The organism is Aestuariimicrobium soli (assembly GCF_051192575.1).
GTDB classification, from domain to species: domain Bacteria; phylum Actinomycetota; class Actinomycetes; order Propionibacteriales; family Propionibacteriaceae; genus Aestuariimicrobium; species Aestuariimicrobium soli.
In genome coordinates this window covers 252,100-272,779 of record NZ_JBPJSQ010000011.1, presented here as the reverse complement: position 1 = coordinate 272,779, position 20,680 = coordinate 252,100, and the positions used below count along the sequence as shown (strand labels likewise).

Below are 20,680 nucleotides of genomic sequence, written 5' to 3'. Positions count from 1 at the left end.
CATGACGACGATCATCGAGACCCGAGGGCTGGGCCGCGACTACGTGCTGCACGAGTCAAAAGGCGGGGGGTCACAGGGAGGCCGGTTGTCGCTGTGGCGGCGTCGCCGGGTGGTCAAGCCCGCCCTCACCGGCCTCGACCTGACGGTCAGTGCCGGCGACGCCGTCGGCTATCTCGGCGCCAACGGGGCCGGGAAGTCGACCACCATCAAGATGCTCACCGGCATTCTCACCCCCACCCGCGGCACGGTGCGCACCTGCGGTCTCGACCCGGTGCCGCAGCGGCGCGAGCTGGCCAGGCGCATCGGGGTCGTCTTCGGGCAGCGCTCGCAGTTGTGGTGGGACCTGCCGTTGGGCGAGTCCTACCCCATCCTGGCCGCCATGCACCGGCTCACCCCCGCCGCATGGCGCCCCCGGTTCGACACGCTGGTCGACGAACTCGACCTCGCCGGATTCCTCACCACGCCGGTGCGCCAGCTGTCCCTGGGGCAGCGCATGCGCGGCGAGGTGGCCGCGGCGTTGGTGCACTCCCCCGAACTGCTGATCCTCGACGAGCCCACCATCGGCCTCGACATGCTGTCGAAGGAGCGCTTGCGTCACTTCCTGGTGCGCGAGCGCAGCGAACGCGGCACCACCTTGTTCCTCACCACCCATGACCTCGCCGACGTGCAACGCCTGTGCGAGCGCATGGTGATCATCGATCACGGACGGATGGCCTTCGACGGCAACGAGGCCCAACTGGCCGAGACCACCGGCGCCAAGCGGCGACTGCAGGTCGACGTCACCGAACCGGTGACCACCCTCCCGCTGCCCGGCGGGGCGGAACTCACCGTCAACCCCGACGAACCCACCCGCCTGCAGATAGAGTTCGCGGCACCGCTGACGGCCGCCCAGGTGCTCACCGCCGTGCAGCAGCACGTCGAGGTGGTCGACCTCGCGCTGAGTGAACCCACCATCGAGGAACTGGTCGGCACCATCTACTGGCGCGGCAACTCCGCCTCGATCTCGAGTCGCACGTAGTCGATCACCGGTTCCGGCATCGCCTCGCGCACGGCGCGCAGGAAGCCGGGGTGCTGGTCGTCCGGCAGCTCGGCCAGGTACTGGCCCAGGCACACCGCCCCGAGGTAGCGCTCGAGCAGGTCGGGGTCGTCGAGTCGCAGCGGGTCGGGCTGCAGTTCCACCCGGGCGGGTTCCCACCCACCGGCCCGCAGGGCGGCAACGGTCTCGTCGACCCCGGCGAACCGGATGCCCCTCTTCGGTTGGCCCGTGACGCGGACGAGGGCCTCGTCCACCATCGCCAACTGACCCTGACCGCCGCAGTCCGAGACCAGTCGGCCACCGGGGACGACCGACCGGGCCAGGTTGGCGAACAACCCGGCATGGTCGGTGATCCAGTGGAAGGCGGCGACGCTCATGACGGCGTCGACGGGCTCGATGGCCAGCGGTTCGGTCAGGTCGGCGACCACCAGTTCGGCGGCCTCACCCAGGCGTTCGCGGGCCGAGGCGATCATCGCCGACGACCCGTCGACCCCCACCACGCGGGCCTCGGGCCAGCGCTCGAGCAGGGCGGCGGCGTCGCGACCGGTGCCGCATCCGGCGTCGAGCACCCGTTCATCACCGCGCAGGGCGAGCCGGTCGAGCACCCTCTGCCCCCAGGCGACGTGCGGCAGGGGAAGGCTGTCGTAGGTGGTGGCGTCCCACTCGCGGGTGGCCACGGCTCAGGCCGAGAGTTCGCCGCGGGGGGCCAGCTTGGCCCGGGGCAGCAGTTCGGGGGCGTCCTCACCGCGGACGACGGCCCCGGTGATCCGCACCCCGGCGACGTCGTCGCGGCCGGGCACCTCGTACATCACCTCGAGCAGGGTCTCCTCAAGAATGGCGCGCAGTCCGCGAGCACCGGTGCCGCGCTCCAGTGCCTTGTCGGCGATGGCCTCGACCGCGTCGTCGGTGATCTCCAACTGCACACCGTCGAGTTCGAACAGCTTGCGGAACTGCTTCACCAGGGCATTGCGGGGCTCGACCAGGATGCGCACCAGGGCGGGGCGGTCGAGCGGCGAGACGGTCGAGATCATGGGCAGTCGTCCGATGAACTCGGGGATCAGCCCGAACTTGTGCAGGTCGTCGGGCGAGACCTTGCTGAACAGGTCGTCGGTCACCTTGGTCGAGGCGACGTCATTGTTGAAGCCCAGGGGCCGCTTGCCGATCCGCTGGCCGATGATGTCTTCCAGTCCCGCGAACGCACCACCGACGATGAACAGCACATTGGTGGTGTCGATCTGCAGGAACTCCTGGTGGGGGTGCTTGCGGCCGCCCTGCGGCGGCACCGAGGCCTGGGTTCCCTCGAGGATCTTCAGCAGCGCCTGCTGCACGCCCTCGCCGGAGACGTCACGGGTGATCGAGGGGTTCTCGGACTTGCGGGCCACCTTGTCGATCTCGTCGATGTAGATGATGCCCGTCTCGGCCTTCTTGAGGTCGAAGTCGGCGGCCTGGATCAGCTTCAGCAGGATGTTCTCGACGTCCTCACCGACATAGCCGGCCTCGGTCAGCGCGGTGGCGTCGGCCATGGCGAAGGGCACGTTGAGCATCTTCGCCAGCGTCTGCGCCAGGTAGGTCTTACCGCAGCCGGTGGGCCCGATCAGCAGGATGTTCGACTTGCCCAGCTCGACACCGTCGTCCTCGGCGCGGCGGGCGGGGGTGGTGGTGGCCGATTGGGCCTGCACTCGCTTGTAGTGGTTGTAGACGGCCACGGCGAGGGTCTTCTTCGCCGAGTCCTGGCCGATCACGTACTCGTCGAGGAACGAGCGGATCTCGACCGGCTTGGGCAGTTCGTCGAGCAGCCCCACGCTGGGGGTCTCGGCGAACTCCTCCTCGATGATCTCGTTGCACAGGTCGATGCACTCGTCACAGATGTAGACGTGTGGACCGGCGATCAGCTTCTTGACCTGCTTCTGGCTCTTTCCACAGAAGGAGCACTTGAACAGGTCGCTCGACTCCCCGATGCGTGCCATGTCGTCCTCCTCTGCTCACGGCCTTGCTTGTTGCGTCACGATAGCTCGGGCTCGCGTGCGATGTCGCGAGCATTGCCGGGCCGGTCGGTGGTCGACGGTTTTGTGTCCGTTTCGTGACCAACCGACCGGCCGCGGGCTCAGGCGTCCTTCAGCGACGGGAGGATCTCGTCGATGATGCCGTACTCGACGGCCTCCTCGGCCGTCAGGTACTTGTCGCGCTCGATGTCGCGGCTGACCTTCTCGAGTTCCTGGCCGGTCGCGTCGGCGAGCATGCGCTCCATCAGCGAACGGATGCGCAGGATCTCGTTGGCCTGGATCTCCAGGTCGGAGCTCTGGCCGTAGCCGCCCTCGGTGGCCGGCTGGTGGATCAGGATGCGCGAGTTCGGCAGCGCCAGTCGCTTGCCGGCGGTGCCAGCCGCCAGCAGCACGGCGGCGGCCGAGGCCGCCTGACCCAGGCAGATCGTCTGCACGTCGGGCTTGATGTAGCGCATGGTGTCGTAGATGGCCGTCAGCGCGGTGAACGAGCCGCCGGGCGAGTTGATGTACATGCTGATCGGACGATCCGCGTCCATCGACTGCAGGCACAGCAGCTGCGCCATCACGGCATTGGCGATGTCGTCCGAGATCGGGGTGCCGAGGAAGATGATGCGATCCTCGAACAGCTTGGTGTAGGGGTCGACTCGGCGCACACCGTAGCTGGTGCGCTCCTCCCACTGGGGGATGTAGTAGTCCATCGAGGGGCCGGCCGGAGCCATGCCTCCCGGCATCTGCGGGGTGTTCATCAGGGGATACCTCGGGCTCACTGGTTGGGGGCGTCGGTGGAGATCTGGCTGGCGCGCTCGTAGACGTGGTCGATGAACCCGTACTCGAGGGCCTGCGCGGCCGTGAACCAACGATCGCGGTCGGAGTCGGCGTTGATCTGCTCGACGGTCTGGCCCGTCTGCTGCGCGATCAGCTCAGCCATCTCCTTCTTGATGTGCAGGGACTGCTCGGCCTGGATGCGGATGTCGGAGGCCGTGCCACCGATACCGCCCGACGGCTGGTGCATCATGATGCGGCTGTGCGGCAGGGCGAACCGCTTGCCCTGGGTGCCCGCCGACAGCAGGAACTGACCCATCGAGGCGGCCAACCCCATCGCCACGGTGGCGACGTCGTTGGAGATCCACTGCATGGTGTCGTAGATGGCCATGCCCGCGGTCACCGAGCCGCCGGGCGAGTTGATGTAGAGGTAGATGTCCTTCTCGGGGTCCTCGGCATTGAGCAGCAGCAGCTGTGCGCAGATCGCGTTGGCGTTCTCGTCCTTGACCTCGGAACCGAGGAAGACGATGCGGTTGGCCAGCAGCGACTGGTACACGTTGTCGCTGAGCCCGAACGGCGAAGCTCCGCCCGCGGCAGCGGCGCGAGGGGTCTGGGGCAGGTCTGGTGTGTTCACAACAGCGAACCTACCGTGCCGGTGGGACAAATCGGAGTGCGGCCCCGCGCGTTCGCTGATGGCGTGCGACTCACGTGGTGGCCGGCTCGGGCTCGTCCGTGGCGACGGGTAGGTCGGCGTCCTCGATGCGCGAGGAGATCAGCGCATTCGCCCACCGGGCCTTCGGGTCGGCGTCGATCAGCAGGGCCTTCACCAGCAGCGAGCTGGGCAGGGCCAGCAGGGCGCCCAGCGGGCCGAGCACCGAGGTCCACAGCAACAGCGAGATGAACGACAGCGTCGGCCCCAGACCCACGGCGTTGCCGGCGATCTTGGGCTGGATGATCGACTGCACGACGAAGTTCAGCACCGAGTAGGCCACCACCACGGCGATCGCCGTCTTGGGGCCCTTGTCGAACAGGGCGAGCAGGGCCGGCGGGATCACGCCGATCACGAAACCGACGTTGGGGATGTAGTTGGTGAGGAAGCTGAACAGCGCCCACACCAGGGCCAGCGGAACGCCGAGACCGAGCAGCACGGCCAGGTCGAGCACGGCGACGATCAGACCGAACACGGTGGTCACGATCCAGTACTTGCGAATGCCCTCGCAGAAGTGCTCGAGGGCACCGATGAAGCGACCGTGGCTCTGCCGGGCCACCGCCATGCGGGCCCCCATGTCGGGGGTGTCCATCACCATGAAGATCATCGCGGTGACGATCACCACGAGCATCGACAGCACGCCGCTGGTGGAGTTGACCACCGACCCCAACACATTGACCACGCTCTGCGGATTGATGGCCTTGGCCTGCTCGACCAGCCAGTCCTCGGAGTAGCCGAAGCGGGCCAGCAGGGCGATGCCGTCTTCGTAGAGCTTCATGAACTGAGCGTTGTAGTCGGGCAGCTTGGTGACCATCGCGGCCACCGACCAGCTCAGCCCCGCGAAGAAGCCGATCAGCACCAGGAAGACGACGAACCCCGCGATGGTGGCGCTCAGCCCCTTGGGCACCTTCCACGACACCAGCTTCTTGTGCAGCGGGTAGGCGGTGATCATCAGGTTCAGGCCGAAGAAGATCGGCGTGATGATGTCACGCAGATCGCGGACGAAGGCCAGGGACAGCCCGATGGCCGCCACCGTGACGGCCACCATCATGAACCGCGGCAGACCCCGGTGGTCGCTGGCGCGCTCGTCCAACAACTCGGGACGAACCGTCGCAGACGTCTCGGCGCGCGTGTGGGCGATCACCTCGGTGCTGTCGGAGGCGACCACTTCCTCGGGTTCGGCCACACGCCGGGGGCGGGTGTCGACCGCCTCCCCCTGCTCGGTCAGTTCGAGCGGCTGCTTCGTCACGACGCCGCCGCGGGCAGAGCGGACCAGTCGGGTCAGGAAGTTCACGTGTCGTCCTCAGAAGTGGCGAAAGGCGCCAGTCCCGGTGGACTGGCGCCTCTCAGTATGCCGTGTGGACGGCCGTGGCGATCATGCCTCGGCGTCGACCTCGGGTTCCGCGTCGGCCTTCTTGGCCGGAGCCTTGTCGGCGGCCGGCTTCTTCGCGGCGGCCTTCTTGGCGGCGGGCTTCTTGGCGGCGGGCTTCTTGGCGGGCTCGGCGTCGGCGGCCGCCTCCTCACCCTTCTCCTGCACGTCCTCGTTCACCGAGCCGTCGGGGTTGAGCGCCGACAGCACGACGGTGGTGCCCTCGGTGTCGGTGACGGTGGCGGCGTCGACCAGCGTGGCCAGGGCCTTGCTGCGACGGATCTCCGCCATCCACTCGGGCAGGTGGTTGTGCTCCATCATGTGCTGCATTTCCTGCTCCGGGCTGGTGCCGGACTGCTGGGCCTTGCGCATGATCAGGTCGGTGAGCTCGTGCTGCTCCACGCCGACCTCGTCAGTCTCGGCGACCTGGTCGAGCACGAGCTGGGCCTTGAGGGCGTCGAGCGAACGCTTCTCGATGTCGGCCCAGAAGGCCTCCTCGTCCTCGGCGGTCTCGTCCTCGGCCTCGGCCAGGTACTGCTCCAGGGTCAGACCGGCCTGGGCCAGCTGCTGGTTGATCTGGTTGCGGCGGGCCTCGAGCTCGGTGTCGGCCAGACCCTGCGGCAGCGGGATCTCGACCTTGGCCAGCACGGCCTCCAGCACCTTGTCGCGGGCCGACGCGGCCTGCTCGAGGCGGGCCATGCGCACCAGCGAGTCGCGCAGGTCGGCGCGCATCTCGTCGACGGTGTCGAACTGGCTGACCATCTGGGCGAACTCGTCGTCGAGGGCGGGCAGCTCCTGCTCCTGCACCTTCTGCACGGTCACCTTGATGTCGGCCTCCTGACCCTTCAGCGGGCCGCCGACCAGGGTCGAGGTGAACTCCTTCGACTCACCTGCGGAGAGTCCGATGACGGCCTCGTCGAGGCCGTCGAGCATGCCGCCGGCACCCAGCTTGTAGGTCACACCCTCGGCGGTGGCGTCCTCGAGCGTCTCGCCGTCACGGCTGCCCAGCAGGTCGACCACGACCACGTCGCCCTCGGCGGCGGCACGATCGACGTCGTTGGTGGTGGCGAAGCGCTGGCGCAGCAGGTCGACGCGCTCGTCGACGGCGGCGTCGTCCACGTTGATCGGGTCGACCTCGACCGAGATGTCATCGGTGGCGGGCACCTCGAACTCGGGGCGCACGTCGACCTCGGCGGTGAACTCGACCAGATCGTTGTCCTCGAGCTTGGTGACCTCGATGTCGGGCTGACCCAGGGGCACGATCTTGGCCTCGTTGACCGCATTGCCGTAGGCCTCGGGCAGGTGGTCGTTGATGGCCTCCTGCAGCACCATCCCGCGACCGAAGCGCTGGTTGATGACGGTGGCGGGCACCTTCCCCTTGCGGAAACCGGGAATGTTCACCTGCTCGGCGATGCTCTTGTAGGCCTTGTCGAGGCTGGGCTGCAGCTCGGCGAACGGGACCTCGACGGTCAGCTTCACCCGGGTCGGGGACAGCTTCTCAACGGTGCTCGGCACTGATTTCTCCTGAGTGGTTTCTGGGCAGCGCACACCACCCGGGCGTGCGCATTCGCGCCAATCCTAGCGAGGGCCTCCCCCGCCCACCAATCCCACGGTGCCGCCTCAACGGGTCTGCAGATCACGTCGCCGGAAGCCGATGGCCCCCAGCACCACGAGCAGCACCGCGACGGCGGACTCGACCACCACCGGCGTCCACGCCATCGGATCGGCGGGCAGCTTGGGCAGGTGTCCCCACGGTTGGGCCCTCACCAGCCAGGCCGGGAGGTTGAACACCGGGGCCAGCCAACTGCAGAACATCGACCACCCCACCACCGCCCACGTCAATCCGAACCAGCGTGGACGCCACCCGAGCAGTGCCACGCCCACACCGATCACCAGGGCGAGTCCCGGCAGCAGCACCAGCGACGCCCGACCGTAGTCGCCGAGCATGCCCCAGGCCGACGTCTTGGCGGCCTCCCCGAGCGACACCAACAACCCGGAGGCGACCACCAGCACGGCGGGCACCACCGCTGCGATGAGCAGGTGGCTGGCCAGAATGCTCGAACGCGGAGTGGCGGTCGCGGCCATCACCTCCACGTGGCCCGCGCCCTCCTCGGCATGGAGTCGTCCGAGGAACTGCACGGCAGCGACCGCGATCACGGTGGTCATGATGCCCAGCATGGCGATGTAGAAGGCCGACGAGAGCTGGTCGGTGCCACCCAGCTTGGCCATCATCTCGGCCACCTGGGGATTGTCCTTCAGCATCTGGTCGATCTGGGTGCCGATCGAGCCCATGCCGTAGGCCGCGACCAACACCCCGACCGTCCAGCCGATCACCCCGGTGCGTTGCAGGCGACGGGCCAGGCCGAAGGCATCCTTCAGGGCCGGGGAGGCGTCCGCTCGCCCCAGCGCCGTGGCCCTCAGCCCGGCGCCGAAGTCACGGCGCGACTCGAGCACGAGCGCCACCCCGATCAGCACCACCGTCAACGCCACCGGCAGCAGCAACACCCACCAGCGCTCCCCCGCGTAGGGGCGAAGCAGTTGGGGCCACTCCAGCGGGATCACCCACCGCAGCTTCTGCACCGAGGCCGAGGCCGAGCCGTCGACCATGGCACGGACGAGGTACAGCCCGCCGAGCACGATGCCGGCCGCCCAGGCCCGTGCCGACCGGGCCGATTCGAAGACCTGCGCGCACACCGCGGCCACCCCGGCGAACACCCAGCTGATGGCGGTGATGCCGGCACCGGTCGCGAAAGACCCGGCCACCGGCGTGCCCTCGGCGACCATGGCCAGGGCGTTGAGCAGACCCAGCACGGCGGTGGCCGCCATCGCGACGACCAGTGCACCCCCGAGAATGTCGTGGCGTCCGACCGCACCGGAACGGACGAGTTCGGTGCGGCCCTCCTCCTCGTCGGCCCGAGTCGAGCGGATCACGGCGAAGATCGTCACGAAGGCTGCGGTCCACCCGGTGAAGGCGCCGACGCGCCACATCGTGAAACCGCCGGGGGTCGACAGGTCGTGGGGCACACCGAGGATGGCGCGCATCGTCGGGTTGGACCCGAGCGTGGCCATCAGTTCCTCGGGGCTGGAACCGGGAGGGACGAGGTCGTGGTACTTGATCACCGTCATCGGCATCAGGGTGAGCAGCGCCAACACCCACAGGATCCAGAAGAGGCGGCTGCGGCGCCAGGCGATGCGCGTGGTGCTGGCCAACCCGGTCATGCCGACACCTCCTGCTTCACCGGCTGGTTCGTGTCGTAGTGGGCCAGGAAGAGCTCCTCCAGGGAGGGCGGGTTCGAGGTGAGGCCCGTGACACCGAGCTCGGCCAGTCGGGCGAGCAGTGCGGGCAGGGCGGAGTCGTCGACCTGCGCCGAGAAGCGCCGGCCCTCGAGCGAGGCCTCGTGCAGGCCCGGAAGTCGGACGAGACCGTCGGTGACGTCGTCGGTGGCGGCTGCCTCCGGCAGGTGGGCGACGACCTCGGTGCGGTGCAGGTGGCGCAGTTCGGCCAGGGTGCCCGACTCGACGATGCGGCCGGACTTGATGATCGACACCCGGTCGCAGAGTGCCTCGACCTCGGAGAGGATGTGCGAGCTGAGCAGTACGGTGCGGCCCTTGGCGGCCTCGCGGCGCAGCAGGTCGGTGAAGACCCGCTCCATCAGGGGGTCGAGGCCGGAGGTGGGTTCGTCCAGCAGCAGCAGGTCCACGTCACTGGCGAGCGCCGCGACCAGGGCGACCTTCTGCCGGTTGCCCTTGGAATAGGTGCGGCCCTTCTTGCGGGGGTCCAGGTCGAAGGCCTCGACGAGCTCCCGCTTGCGGGCCGGGTCGAGACCGCCTCGGGCTCGTCCGATCAGGTCGATGGCCTCGCCGCCGGTGAGGTTGGGCCACAGGTTGACGTCGCCGGGCACGTAGGCGAGGCGACGGTGCAGGGTGGGGGCCTCGCGCCAGGGGTCGCCGCCGAGCAGGCACGCGCTGCCCGAGTCGGCCCGCAGCAGCCCCAGCAGCACGCGGATGGTGGTCGACTTGCCGGCCCCATTCGGGCCGAGGAACCCGTGGATGTCGCCGGTCGCGACGCTCATGGTGAGTCCGTCGAGTGCGGTCACAGCCCCGAACCGCTTGGTGAGGTCGGTGATCTCGATGGCGGCGTTCATGGTCGGTTCTCCCTGGCTTGGTCGAGCAGGTGGCTGTCGGTGAACAGCCCATGGGTGAAGAGTTCGAGTGAGGCCAGGGCGTAGCGGTCGTAGACGCCCGCATCGAGCAGGGTCTCACCGCCCAGCCGCCCGGCCACCAGCGACCCGAGCAGCGAGGCCCCCGCCGAGTAGGCCACCAGCGTGGCCACGGTCGCCTCCCGATCGGAGGGTGCCCGCATGGTGCCCGCGGCGACGCCCTCGTCGATCAGGGTGGCGGTGGTCTGGCAGAGCCGGTCGAACACCGACTCGGCGAGCGCTCCCCCGTGGCGCAATGACGCCACCAGGTAGGCCATGATCGGCCTCATCTCGGGGTGGTCGGCGAGGAAGGCCTGGATCTGGGGCAACGATCCCCCCGCGCTGACGACGGACTTCTCGTCGAGGATGACGCGCATCACCCACTCGTCGCAGGCCTCGCGCACCCCCTCCTTGCTGCCGAAGTGGTGGATCACCAGCCCGGCCGAGACGCCGGCGCGGTGGGCGATCTGGCGCACGGTGGTGCGGTCGTAGCCGTGCTCGCCGAACAGGGCCAACGCGGCGTTGCGGATGCGCGCCTGGGGGGTCAGGTCCGCCGACGTTGAACTCATGTTCACCATCTTGAACGCTTGTTCAATCGAATGCAAGGGGGTGGCCAACGGGCATGCAAAAACCCCCGCTCGGAGGAGCGGGGGTTGTCGAGCGGATGACGGGAATCGAACCCGCGTAGCTAGTTTGGAAGACTAGGGCTCTACCATTGAGCTACATCCGCGTGGCCCAGCGGGCCGCCCCACAGCATAGCGGGTGCATGGACCGGGATCGACTCGGTGAGGCATGCTGGAGCATGGCCAAGCGCGAGTTGTCGGCGATGACACTGCAGTTCCTGGGGGCCTCGGGCACCGTCACCGGGTCGAAGTACCTGTTGAGCCTCGACCGGCGGCGCATCGTCGTCGACGCGGGACTGTTCCAGGGCGAGAAGAACTGGCGCGAGCTCAACTGGGAGCCGTTCCCGCTCGACCCCCGCGAGATCGGCGACGTGCTGCTGACGCACGCCCACGCCGACCACAGCACCTACCTTCCCCGGCTGGTGCGCGACGGTTTCCACGGCACGGTGTGGCTCACCGAGGGCACCGCCAAGCTGGCCGCCATCGTGCTGCGCGACGCCGCGAAACTGCAGGAAGGTCAGGCCGAGGAGGCCAATGCCGGTGGCTGGTCGAAGCACCGCCCCGCCGAACCGCTGTACACCCGCGCCGACGCCGAGGCGGCCATCGCACTGTTCCGCACCGTGCCGTTCGACGAGATCGTCGATCTGGGCGACGGCATCGCCGCCCAGTGGACCCGCGCCGGTCACATCCTGGGCTCGGCCAGCATCAACGTCTGGGCGGGCGAGTCGGAGGTGCTGTTCTCGGGCGACCTCGGACGACACGACCACCCCCTGCTCAAGCCGCGTGGGGTGCCCGACGGCGCCCGGTTCGTCCTCTGCGAGTCGACCTACGGTGACCGGGAGCACCCCGAGCCCGACGGGCCCGGGCACGAGGACTTCGCCGAGGCCATCCGCCGCACCACCGAGCGCGGCGGCCAGGTGGTGGTGCCGGCGTTCGCCATCGACCGCACCGAGACGGTGCTGCGGGCGCTCACCGAGATGATGTCGGCCGGGCGCATTCCCGAGCTGCCGGTCTTCGTCGACTCCCCGATGGGGCTGGCGGCGCTCGACGTGTACTCCAACGTCGAGCTCGACGAGTTGCGCGACGACATCCGGGTCGCCGACTTCCGAGGCATGCCCAAGTTGAAGGTGCTGCGCACCGCCAGCGAGTCGATGCAGTTGGCCCGGTTCCGCCAGCCGTGCATCATCGTCTCGTCCTCGGGCATGGCCGAGGGTGGGCGCGTGCTGCACCACCTCGCCCGGCTGCTGCCCGATGCGCGCACGACCGTGGTGCTGACCGGCTACCAGGCCGTGGGCACCCGCGGACGACAGCTCGAGGACGGTGCCACGCAGGTCAAGATCCACGGCCGCTACGTGCCCGTGCGCGCCGAGGTGGTGCGCGACAAGGAGTTCTCGGTGCACGGCGACGCCAGCGACCTGATCGACTGGCTGGCCGCGCTCTCCCCCGCCCCGCAGCAGGTCTTCCTGGTGCACGGCGAGCCCGAAGTGGCGCGCAGGTTCGCCCGCCGCATCCGCAAGGAGCTCAAGCTCGACGCGGTGGTAGCCCGCCACGGCGAGGTGGTCTCGCTGGGTCCCCGCCACGAGCCCGACGAGCCGGAGCTCAGCTTCGACGACGTGCGGGCCTGCGCCGAGGAGTAGCGTGCGCGCATGCGCATCGGGGTGCCCAGCGAGGTCAAGAACAACGAGTTCCGGGTGGCGATCACCCCGGTGGGGGTGCACGAGCTGGTGCGTCGCGGCCACCAGGTGGTGATCCAGTCGGGGGCGGGCGTGGGATCGTCCATCTCCGACGAGGAGTACGTGGCCCAGGGCGCCCGGCTCGTGGACGACCCCGACGAGGTCTGGGGCTCGTCCGATCTGGTCATCAAGGTCAAGGAACCGATCGCCGAGGAGTACCACCGGCTGCGTGCCGATCTGGTGCTGTTCACCTATCTACATCTGGCCGCCGACCGCCCCGGCACAGACGCCCTGCTGGCCGCCGGCACGACGGCGATCGCCTACGAGACGGTGCAACTGCCGTCGGGGCTGCTGCCGCTGCTCTACCCGATGAGCGAGGTGGCCGGGTGCCTGGCACCCCAGGTCGGGGCGATGGCGATGACCCGCAGCCACGGCGGACGGGGTCTGCTGATGGGCGGGGTCGGCGGCGTGGCGAACGCGAACGTAGTGATTCTGGGGGGCGGCACGGCCGGCCAGAACGCCGCCAACATCGCCATGGGCATGGGTGCCGACGTGACCATTCTCGACACCGACCTCGACAAGCTGCGGTCGACCTTCTGGCGGTTCCAGAACAAGGTCACCCAGATCGCCAGTTCCGAGCTGGCGGTGCGCCAGCACGTGTTGCAGGCCGACCTGGTGATCGGCACCGTGCTGATTCCGGGAGCGAGGGCCCCGAAGTTGGTCAGCAGCGACCTGGTGGCCCAGATGAAGCCGGGCTCGGTGCTGGTCGACGTCGCCATCGACCAGGGCGGCTGCTTCGAGGACTCGCGCCCCACCACGCACGACGACCCGACATTCCGGGTGCACGACTCCTTGTTCTACTGCGTCGCCAACATGCCCGGCGCGGTGCCGAACACGTCCACCTGGGCGCTCACCAACGCCACCCTGCCGTACGCGATCCGGCTCGCCGAGTCGGGCTGGCAGCAGGCGATGCGCCGCGACGGTGCGTTGGCGGGTGGGCTCAACACCCATGCCGGACGAGTGGTGCACCCGGCGGTGGCCGAGGCCTTCGGGCTCGACCACACGCCGGTGGAGGACCTGCTCGCCTGAGGGATCAGGCCGAGACGGGCGCCCCGCCCTGGGCCGCAGAGGCCTTCACCATGTCCCACAGCCGCGACATGCGCAGGCCGAGTTCTGCCGGCGACGGGTTCTCGATGGTGCCGTCGCGCACCTCGAGCACGGTCTCCCACGGCCCGACGGGCTGGGCGACCTCGACCTCGGTGGCGGGCGTGCGCGGATCGGTCTGCAGCAGCAACCGCTCGCCCCAGACACCGGTCACCAGCAGTCCCTTCGTGCCGAACACCTTCACGTCGGACTCACAGACGGTGATGGTGTCGCCGCAGCCGGCCAGGGTCACCATGGCGCCGGTGGTGGTGCGGGCGCTGATCGAGCCGAGCACGTCGACCGGCAGGCCCGATTCGTCGAGCCAGGCGCTGACCTTGGCGAAGTCGGCGCCGGCCAGGTCGGAGACGGTGTTGAGCATGTGCGCGCCGGTGTCGAACATGAATCCGCCACCCGACTGCACGGGGTCGGTGCGCCAGGTGCCGGTCTGCTCGGTCTTCCAGCCCTGCCACACCGAGGCGTGCACGGCGGTGACGGTGCCGATGACGCCGGAGTCGATCAGCTCACGGGCCTTGCGCACCTGCGGCGACAGCGACCCGTTGAAGCTGATCACGACGAGTCGTCCGGTCTCGTCACGCACCCTGATCAGGTCGAGCGCCTCGGCCTCGGTGCACACCATCGGCTTCTCGAGCCAGACGTCGATGCCCGCTTCGAGGCAGGCCACTGCGAGCGGGTGGTGCAGGTTGTGCGGCGTGGCGATCAGGGCGAGCTCGACACCCAGGTCGGGGTCGGCGAGAGCCTCGTCCAGACTGCTGAAGACGGTCGGCGCGGGCAGGCCGGCGGCCTCGAACTTGGCCAGTCCCGCATCGATGGACGACTGCTGGGGATCGACGAACACCACCTTTTGCAGTGCTCGGTCGGGGTGGGTGGCGGACAGCTGGATCATGGTGTCGAGGTGGTGGCGGGCCATTCCGCCCACACCGACGACCATCACGTTGGGTGCATTCACGCGGACGAGTCTGCCGCCTGCGGGGCCGGTGCGGACGATGTGCTGCCATCTGGATAGACTGGCGGTCGCCGTGCGGCCGGGGACCCCTCCGACGACGCGGAACGGGGCGTAGCGTAGTGGCTAGCGCGCCTGCTTTGGGAGCAGGAGACCGCAGGTTCGAGTCCTGTCGCCCCGACCAGTGTTCTGGCTTGTCAGGACAGCTTTCGCGGAAGTCCGACTGGCCAGTGTGCAAGTTCTGTGCAAGATGCCCGGAGGGAAGCGACCATGACGACGTGGGTTCCGTTGGTGGTGGGCGCTGCCATCGCGGTGTTCTCCGGCGTTGCCAGCTACCTGACTGCCCTCCATATGAGTTCCCGGGCAGCCCGGCAGGAACTCCAAGCCACCAAACGCACGGCGTATGCCAAGGCCCTGGGGGACATTGACGCGGGCTATGACGTGCTGGCCAACGCCAAGGGGCCCCTGTCCCCGGTGGAGGAACAAACGTTGAGCGCAATGGAACGCGTCTTCGGTTCGGCTCCCAGACTCAGTGAGGAAGAAGCAGCCCGGTTCAGGATCGAAGCCAGACGAAGGATGGCCGAAGCGATGGCACAAGTTCTGGTGCTGGGACGTGGACCCTTGCGAGAGGCCCTGTACGAAGTCGAACCGATGACGCGGGCCGATTGGCTGGACGAAGGACGCGACTTCTTGGCTCAGCGGATGGTCCAAGACTTGGCAGCTGGGGAACGGTTGGGCGTCGCTGGCTGGTGGGCCCGGCGCCGGTTGGTCAAGCTAGCTCAGCTAGAGAAGGCCCAGGAAACGATGATCGTGAAGCCTTGAGCAACCAGAACACCCCCGCTCCAGGGACCAGTCTGGAGGGGAGGTCGTCTGGGGATGGTGACCGGCGCAGGCCGCGTCAACGGCTGAAAGTAGCCTCAGCCGCCTTGGATTGCCCTGGGTGTCCGGCAATGAACCGAATGAACGAACCGGACGGGCTGACTTTGACACCTGTCACCTGTGGAGTTGGGGCCGGGCCCGGGTTGCCCGATGTTCAGCACGGACCCGGCTGGTTCCCAGCGCCCCCTTTGGAGCCTGACGTTCTCCGGCGCTGGGAAGTCTTGCGGTCAGGCGGTGAGGTCCACCACCGACACGCTGACTGGCTGGCGAACCTTGAGGCTGTAACGGCCCTCAGCACGAAGCAAGACCTGCTTCTAGTCGAACAGGTGTTTGGCCTGGGTCGCTGCAAGGATGCTGGCGGCACGGAGCACGCCCGGCGGGTGCGACTACCGAAGCGCTGGGTGCGGATGCCGTGAGCTCGGTGCGCTCAGTTCCCAAGCGAGCATAATGCTTGGAGGAGGATCCGTGCGCAGGTTTGAGACAACACACACGTTTGACGCCAATGCCCTGATCAAGCCTTGGCGTCAGCTTGACCTGCTCGAGAGTGAGATGGAGGCAGCCGAAACTGAGTACAAACTGAACAAGCAAGCACTGACGAGACGGCGGCTTGACTGTTCCAACGGGGCGGGCGTGAATGCATACATCATGGCGAGCGGACTGATCGGTACGGCACGTGAGAACCAGAAGTTGCTGGAGCGCACGATCATGACGCACGGCGTCGGGGTCTCGCCCCAGGCCACACCAAACATCATCCGCCCTGCGCTCGAGGCGGCGGCTTGGGCCCTGTGGATCATCGACGGCAAAGACGCGCAAGACCGCAGGCTGCGTGGCCTTCAACGTTCGTGGGAGGACCATCGCCAGTCGAACAACTGGCTGGAAGAACTGAAGCCCATGCTTGATTCGAACGAGCAAGAGCAGGCAGAGCAGCGCCGTGGCGAGATCAGCGCCTGCTTCCGCGAGAAGGCGAGGCTTGCTGGCATTGAGTGGGCACGAGTTACCAAGCAGGTGAGTCTCACGGATGAGCTTAAAAAGCTCAGCCTGCTCCGAAGCGACGAGACCATTCGAAGGACAGTCGTGGCGACGTGGCGCAAACTCTCGGGTGTCCAGCACGGGTTCTCATACGCCGCGCTTCTCTCGTCGTCCCATGAGGACCGGCACGCCGTGCCTGTCGAGGGGGGCTGGGAGGTCACCTTGGTCAGCGATGACAACTCCTTGCTGACAGATTGTCAGGTGAGTGCGTTCATGCAGTTGTCAGCCATGAAGGCGTACACCAACGCCACCAGACTCAGCTGACTACAAAGAACCCACTGGCGGCCGTCCGAGGATTTCGACGACCAGGGCAGGAACGACCAGTGCCACACTAACTCAAAGCGCAGCAGTTTCGTCAGCTGGGCACTCGAGAGCGCTGGAATCAACCACCAATCAGAACGTCAAATCAGCCGCGCCTGCCACCAGCGTGCCCTCGCCACAGGAGCCACCTGATTGCGACGAGACCCTACTCCCCTCCGCCGTCACGATCAGTTCCCGCGATGCCGGAGCGGGCGTTGGTGGGCCACGAACCAAGGCTCTGTCGGTACTCGAGCGCTTCGGGTTCCGCCGTGTACTCGAGCAGGCCACCCACCTTCTCGGCGAGCACGTCACGAACATCCTCGGGTGTCGAGAAGAAGAACTCGCGCCTTCCGTTGACGACGTTGACGCGGCGGTCGGCAAATATGCGATGCAACTCTGCCTCGAGTGAGATGGCGTCGTCTGAGAAGAACAGCGCATGCACGTCGTAGGTGAACGGAACCGAAGCATCGCCCAGTTCCCTCACGCGGTCGTATGGGTCAAGCCTGCGCGTCATGCCAATCTTCACGACCTTGGGACCGAAGGCGCCCACGTTCGAGATGACATAAACATAGCCGGCGCGAATGTTGGCCGTGCGATAGTCGTTTGCCTCGATCGCCGCATCGATGTCGGCGAGGCGTTGCTCCAGGTCGCGGGCAGCCTCGTCATCGCCGCTGGAACGTAGGCTGGCGAGCACCCCGACGTAGTGCGCCCTCTCCTTGTCCAGTCTGGCGCGCTCCGCCGCCAGCTCCTGTTCGGCCCGTCGTTGCTCCCGCAGGAGTTCCCTGTGCTCTCGAGCCGCCTCTCGCTCCTCCTGGAGCTTCATCTGATGATCAGCCACCAGCTCCAGTTCGCGGATGCGTAAGGCGTGGAAGTCCGGGCTCACCCGGAGTTCCATCATGGCTCCGAACCGCTCGATGGAGGTCATGGCACGTTCCAAGCGTTGCACCGCCGCGGCGAGGTTCCCAGCGCGCAGTGCTCGCACGCAGTTGTCGGCCTCGGCATTGTAGGCGCGCAGCATCAGCCGCCCCAGGTCACGGACGAGTCGGCGTCCCTGTGCCAGCGAGCCATTCCAGGTGAACCTGTCGGACGCCTGGATTGCTTCACCGGACCTGACTGATGTGTCGATCTCAAGTTGGAGATCCTGCAGTGCGTCCTTGTAGGCCGGAGCGTTCTCCAAGGGATGGTGATAGTGGTAAATGCCCAGATCCTGAAGAGCCAAGGCATCGTCCATCTCCCGCACCTCGCCGGTCCCTTGCGCCTGCGCCACCGACTCCCGCAGGGAAGCAATCTGGGCCCGGAGGGCCGCGTTATCTGCCAGCGCGGCCGCCAGCGGATCATCGGCCGGCTGCTGATCCTCGACGGCGTCAGGTACGACCGGTGCGGGCGCGGCAGCGGTCTGGGGCTCCTCGGTGGTAACCCATAGCTGCCATCCGATTGGGGGGTCCGGCCAGGAGGGATCCGGCTTCCATCCGTCAGGCGGTCGCCATCCAGGAGGCGGCGTTGGCCATCCGGGGGGTGGGTTGAACCTCACCGAGCACCCCTCTGGCGCACACCGGGGGCCATGTTCACGGGGACCAAGCCGTGGGGGTTCTTCGACACCTCTCCACCGAGATGCTGGAGCGTGGCCGCGGGATCGACCTTGCCCAGGTCGAACGTGGCGAACTCGGAGCGATCGACGGCCACTCGTACAAGGGGCACATCCTCACCGAGACCTGTGGCGGGCGAGATTCGCTTGACGACCACCTCCATGGCGATCGACTGGATCTTCTCCGCCCGGTCCGCCTCGAAGATCTCGTGGAGGGTTCGCACGGCCACCTGCTGCACGATGCTGGAGTAGCGTGCACGCTGGTCCTTCACGGGAAGCGTCGATGGCACCACCTCGTCCTGGGCCGCAACGTAGCGGTACTCCTTGACGGCCGGAATCTGGTCTGGTGCCGGTAGGACCACTGACAACGACAGTTCCCGGGTGCCCAGATCGAAGGTGGCTGAATGTTCCACGGGGAGCACTTCGGGGTACGCCGAGTTCGCAAGGACGATCTGCACGTACTCCTCAATCGCCTCGGGGACGTCGAAAGCAAGGTTGGACTTGAACGCAGCTAGGTCGGCGTTGGCAGCGGCGACGTCTGACTCGCGCTCGCGACACCCCTGCTCGTACGTGGCTCTGGCAGCCGCCAGCTTCTGCAGGCGTTCGTCCTCACCAGCCTTCCATCTGGCCCACAGATCACGGTAGGTGGCGTCCAGTTGTCGGCAGTGTTGCTGCCAAGCAGCGTGCTGCTGCTCGAAACCGCGCCGGGCCGCATCCACATTGGCAGCGTGACGCTGGGCCCCACCCAGAGCCGCTCCGATTCCCTTGGGCGCCGGGGGCTCCTCGAAAGTGGGCTCGGGAGGGTAAGGCGGCGGCCCGGGGTTGGGGCTGGCGACGCCCAGTGCGCCCGGATCAAAGGGCGGGTGGGCTGGCCGCTGCACCAGATCGTCGAGATCGACGTAGTCGTCCACCTCGAGTGTGGACGACAACAACTGGTCCAACTCCTCGTACTGGAGCGCAAGCTCGGCATTCATGGCTGCTGCTTGGCTCCACATTGCCTCCTCGTGGAGCAGCTTCGCTTGGCGTGCGGCCTCCTTCTGCTCGGCCAGTGCGGCGCGCTGCATCTGCTGGGCCGAGCGTTGAGCCGCCAGTTGCGTGCGCTGCGCCTCCTTCTGCTCGGCGACCCTGGCGCGCTCCCGCTGCTGGGCTGCGCGCTGAGCCTCCCTCTGGGCCGCGCTGTCAGCTCTCTCCTTTTGGACTTGACGCCTGCGCCGGTCTCGCTCTGCCTCCGCGGAAGCTCTCTGGACTTCTGCCCAGAAACCTCGCCTTCTCGCCATTGATGTGGTCCTCTCCGAAAGCTCGCCTTTGGGCAGTATGCCAGTGGGACTTGACCTAGGTTGGAGTGATCCCGTCATTCTTCCGCCTCTACCCGACGGCGACCAGACTTCACCCGATGCTTACTCCCCTCCCGCCCGGCCGGAACACCTCAGACGTCTGCCGCGATCCGGAACCCCGTGTGACCCAGCGACGAGTCCGGGCTGGTGTGGGTGCGGGCCGAGGTGCGATACCGGTGGCAGTACGAGGCATGGCACAGGTACGAGCCGCCCTTCGTCACCCGGTCGACACCTCCCGGAGCGAACAGGTCGGCCGTCCACTCCCAGACATTGCCCGAGGTGTTGAACAGGCCCAGCCCGTTGGGCAGGTAGCTGTCGACCGGCGCGGTCGCGAACCAGCCGTCGGCCTTGGTGTTGTGCTCGGGAAAACTCCCCTGCCACACGTTCATGCGGTGCTCGCCTCCGGGTTCCAGCTCCGAGCCCCAGGGAAACATCTGCTGCACCAGTCCGCCGCGCGCGGCGCGCTCCCACTCGGCCTCGGTGGGCAGTCGTCCGCCCACCCAGGTGCAGTAGGCCTCGGCGTCGGCGACGGAGACGTGCACCACGGGGTGGTTGTCCAGACCCTCGAGCGATGACCCGGGCCCGAACGGTTCGCTCCAGCGGGCACCGTTCACGCCCCGCCACCAGCCGGCCGAGGGCACTCGTCCGTCGAGCACGTGGCCGCGCGCGTCGGGGTGCACCAGGTCGGCGAACACGAATGACCAGCCGAAGTGCTCGGCCTCGGTGACGAAGCCAGTCGCCTCGACGAAGGCTGCGAACTGCGCGTTGGTCACGGCATAGGCATCGATCCGGTAGGCGGGGGTGGTCACCTCGCGGGCCGGACCCTCGTGGTCGGCCCGGAACACCTCGGACGAGTCCGAACCCATGATGAAGCTGCCCGCCGGAATCGTGATCAGGGAGTCGGGCAGTCGTCCGCCACCCGACTCGACGGCCCGAGACTGGGACGACGCGACCCGGTCACCTCGGTCGGACGAGGGCGCACAACAGGAATCCACGGCTCGAGCCTACTGATGCCATCTCACAGAACTGTCTGCGTGCTCAGGAATAACTCTTGGTTATCTATGGTTCGGCACAG

Annotated in this window: 18 protein-coding genes and 2 tRNA genes; 6 read left to right on the top strand and 14 right to left on the bottom strand. The window is 67.6% G+C overall.

The features are described from left to right. Position 1 precedes the first annotated feature (1 nt). Complete coding sequence (locus tag ACSDQ9_RS13415; RefSeq protein ID WP_435147806.1) at positions 2–1,018, top strand: ABC transporter ATP-binding protein; 1,017 nt, start codon at positions 2–4, stop codon at positions 1,016–1,018. Here the strand turns inward: ACSDQ9_RS13415 and ACSDQ9_RS13410 are convergent. From ACSDQ9_RS13410 to ACSDQ9_RS13365, 10 genes are all read right to left on the bottom strand, one after another. Continuing rightward, positions 976–1,713 carry a class I SAM-dependent methyltransferase gene (locus ACSDQ9_RS13410; protein ID WP_435147804.1) on the bottom strand — a complete coding sequence of 246 codons (738 nt, stop codon included), beginning with the start codon at positions 1,711–1,713 and terminating at the stop codon, positions 976–978. The two genes, ACSDQ9_RS13415 and ACSDQ9_RS13410, sit on opposite strands and share 43 nt — an antisense overlap. Positions 1,714–1,716: 3 nt before the next feature. Further along, positions 1,717–3,003, bottom strand: a complete 1,287-nt coding sequence (gene clpX, locus ACSDQ9_RS13405) for an ATP-dependent Clp protease ATP-binding subunit ClpX (RefSeq protein ID WP_435147802.1) — start codon at positions 3,001–3,003, stop codon at positions 1,717–1,719. A gap of 137 nt (positions 3,004–3,140) precedes the next feature. Continuing rightward, positions 3,141–3,785, bottom strand: a complete 645-nt coding sequence (locus tag ACSDQ9_RS13400) for an ATP-dependent Clp protease proteolytic subunit (RefSeq protein WP_435147800.1) — start codon at positions 3,783–3,785, stop codon at positions 3,141–3,143. 17 nt (positions 3,786–3,802) lie between these two features. Further along, positions 3,803–4,435 (bottom strand): ATP-dependent Clp protease proteolytic subunit, encoded by a 633-nt coding sequence (locus ACSDQ9_RS13395; protein WP_435147798.1) that lies wholly within the window; start codon positions 4,433–4,435, stop codon positions 3,803–3,805. 70 nt (positions 4,436–4,505) lie between these two features. Beyond that, the gene (locus ACSDQ9_RS13390; RefSeq protein WP_435147894.1) at positions 4,506–5,759 is read right to left on the bottom strand and encodes an AI-2E family transporter; all 1,254 of its coding nucleotides are present in this window, start codon (positions 5,757–5,759) and stop codon (positions 4,506–4,508) included. A gap of 126 nt (positions 5,760–5,885) precedes the next feature. Beyond that, a complete protein-coding gene (tig, locus tag ACSDQ9_RS13385) occupies positions 5,886–7,394 on the bottom strand; it encodes a trigger factor (protein WP_435147796.1) in 1,509 nt (502 codons plus the stop codon). Between the two features lie 105 nt (positions 7,395–7,499). Next, the gene (locus ACSDQ9_RS13380; protein ID WP_435147794.1) at positions 7,500–9,098 is read right to left on the bottom strand and encodes an ABC transporter permease; all 1,599 of its coding nucleotides are present in this window, start codon (positions 9,096–9,098) and stop codon (positions 7,500–7,502) included. Then, a complete protein-coding gene (locus ACSDQ9_RS13375; protein WP_435147792.1) occupies positions 9,095–10,024 on the bottom strand; it encodes an ABC transporter ATP-binding protein in 930 nt (309 codons plus the stop codon). Before ACSDQ9_RS13375 ends, ACSDQ9_RS13380 begins: the two co-directional genes overlap by 4 nt. After that, entirely contained in the window at positions 10,021–10,647 is a 627-nt protein-coding gene (locus tag ACSDQ9_RS13370) for a TetR family transcriptional regulator (protein WP_435147790.1), read from the bottom strand. The genes ACSDQ9_RS13375 and ACSDQ9_RS13370 overlap by 4 nt, the downstream gene beginning before the upstream one ends. A gap of 90 nt (positions 10,648–10,737) precedes the next feature. After that, positions 10,738–10,808: transfer RNA gene (locus ACSDQ9_RS13365), tRNA-Gly, on the bottom strand. 72 nt (positions 10,809–10,880) lie between these two features. Between ACSDQ9_RS13365 and ACSDQ9_RS13360 the strand changes: the two genes are divergently transcribed. Then, positions 10,881–12,338, top strand: a complete 1,458-nt coding sequence (locus ACSDQ9_RS13360) for an MBL fold metallo-hydrolase RNA specificity domain-containing protein (protein ID WP_435147788.1) — start codon at positions 10,881–10,883, stop codon at positions 12,336–12,338. A 9-nt stretch (positions 12,339–12,347) separates the two neighbouring features. Next, positions 12,348–13,463 carry an alanine dehydrogenase gene (ald, locus tag ACSDQ9_RS13355; protein ID WP_435147787.1) on the top strand — a complete coding sequence of 372 codons (1,116 nt, stop codon included), beginning with the start codon at positions 12,348–12,350 and terminating at the stop codon, positions 13,461–13,463. Positions 13,464–13,467: 4 nt separating this feature from the next. Here ald and ACSDQ9_RS13350 read toward each other — a convergent pair whose 3' ends face one another. Next, a complete protein-coding gene (locus tag ACSDQ9_RS13350) occupies positions 13,468–14,484 on the bottom strand; it encodes a Gfo/Idh/MocA family protein (RefSeq protein ID WP_435147786.1) in 1,017 nt (338 codons plus the stop codon). A 102-nt stretch (positions 14,485–14,586) separates the two neighbouring features. Between ACSDQ9_RS13350 and ACSDQ9_RS13345 the strand changes: the two genes are divergently transcribed. From ACSDQ9_RS13345 to ACSDQ9_RS13335, 3 genes are all read left to right on the top strand, one after another. After that, a tRNA-Pro gene (locus tag ACSDQ9_RS13345) sits at positions 14,587–14,662 on the top strand. Positions 14,663–14,748: 86 nt separating this feature from the next. Beyond that, positions 14,749–15,300: a hypothetical protein gene (locus ACSDQ9_RS13340; protein ID WP_435147785.1), complete on the top strand. Its 552-nt coding sequence runs from the start codon at positions 14,749–14,751 to the stop codon at positions 15,298–15,300. Positions 15,301–15,822: 522 nt separating this feature from the next. Further along, positions 15,823–16,650, top strand: coding sequence for a hypothetical protein (locus ACSDQ9_RS13335; protein ID WP_435147784.1), 828 nt, complete (start codon positions 15,823–15,825; stop codon positions 16,648–16,650). 202 nt (positions 16,651–16,852) lie between these two features. Here ACSDQ9_RS13335 and ACSDQ9_RS13330 read toward each other — a convergent pair whose 3' ends face one another. The 3 genes from ACSDQ9_RS13330 to ACSDQ9_RS13320 form a co-directional block, all read right to left on the bottom strand. Then, positions 16,853–17,917 (bottom strand): DUF4041 domain-containing protein, encoded by a 1,065-nt coding sequence (locus ACSDQ9_RS13330; RefSeq protein WP_435147782.1) that lies wholly within the window; start codon positions 17,915–17,917, stop codon positions 16,853–16,855. Between the two features lie 296 nt (positions 17,918–18,213). Then, positions 18,214–19,335, bottom strand: a complete 1,122-nt coding sequence (locus ACSDQ9_RS13325) for a hypothetical protein (RefSeq protein ID WP_435147781.1) — start codon at positions 19,333–19,335, stop codon at positions 18,214–18,216. A 362-nt stretch (positions 19,336–19,697) separates the two neighbouring features. After that, positions 19,698–20,600: a formylglycine-generating enzyme family protein gene (locus ACSDQ9_RS13320; protein ID WP_435147779.1), complete on the bottom strand. Its 903-nt coding sequence runs from the start codon at positions 20,598–20,600 to the stop codon at positions 19,698–19,700. Between the last annotated feature and the right edge of the window lie 80 nt (positions 20,601–20,680).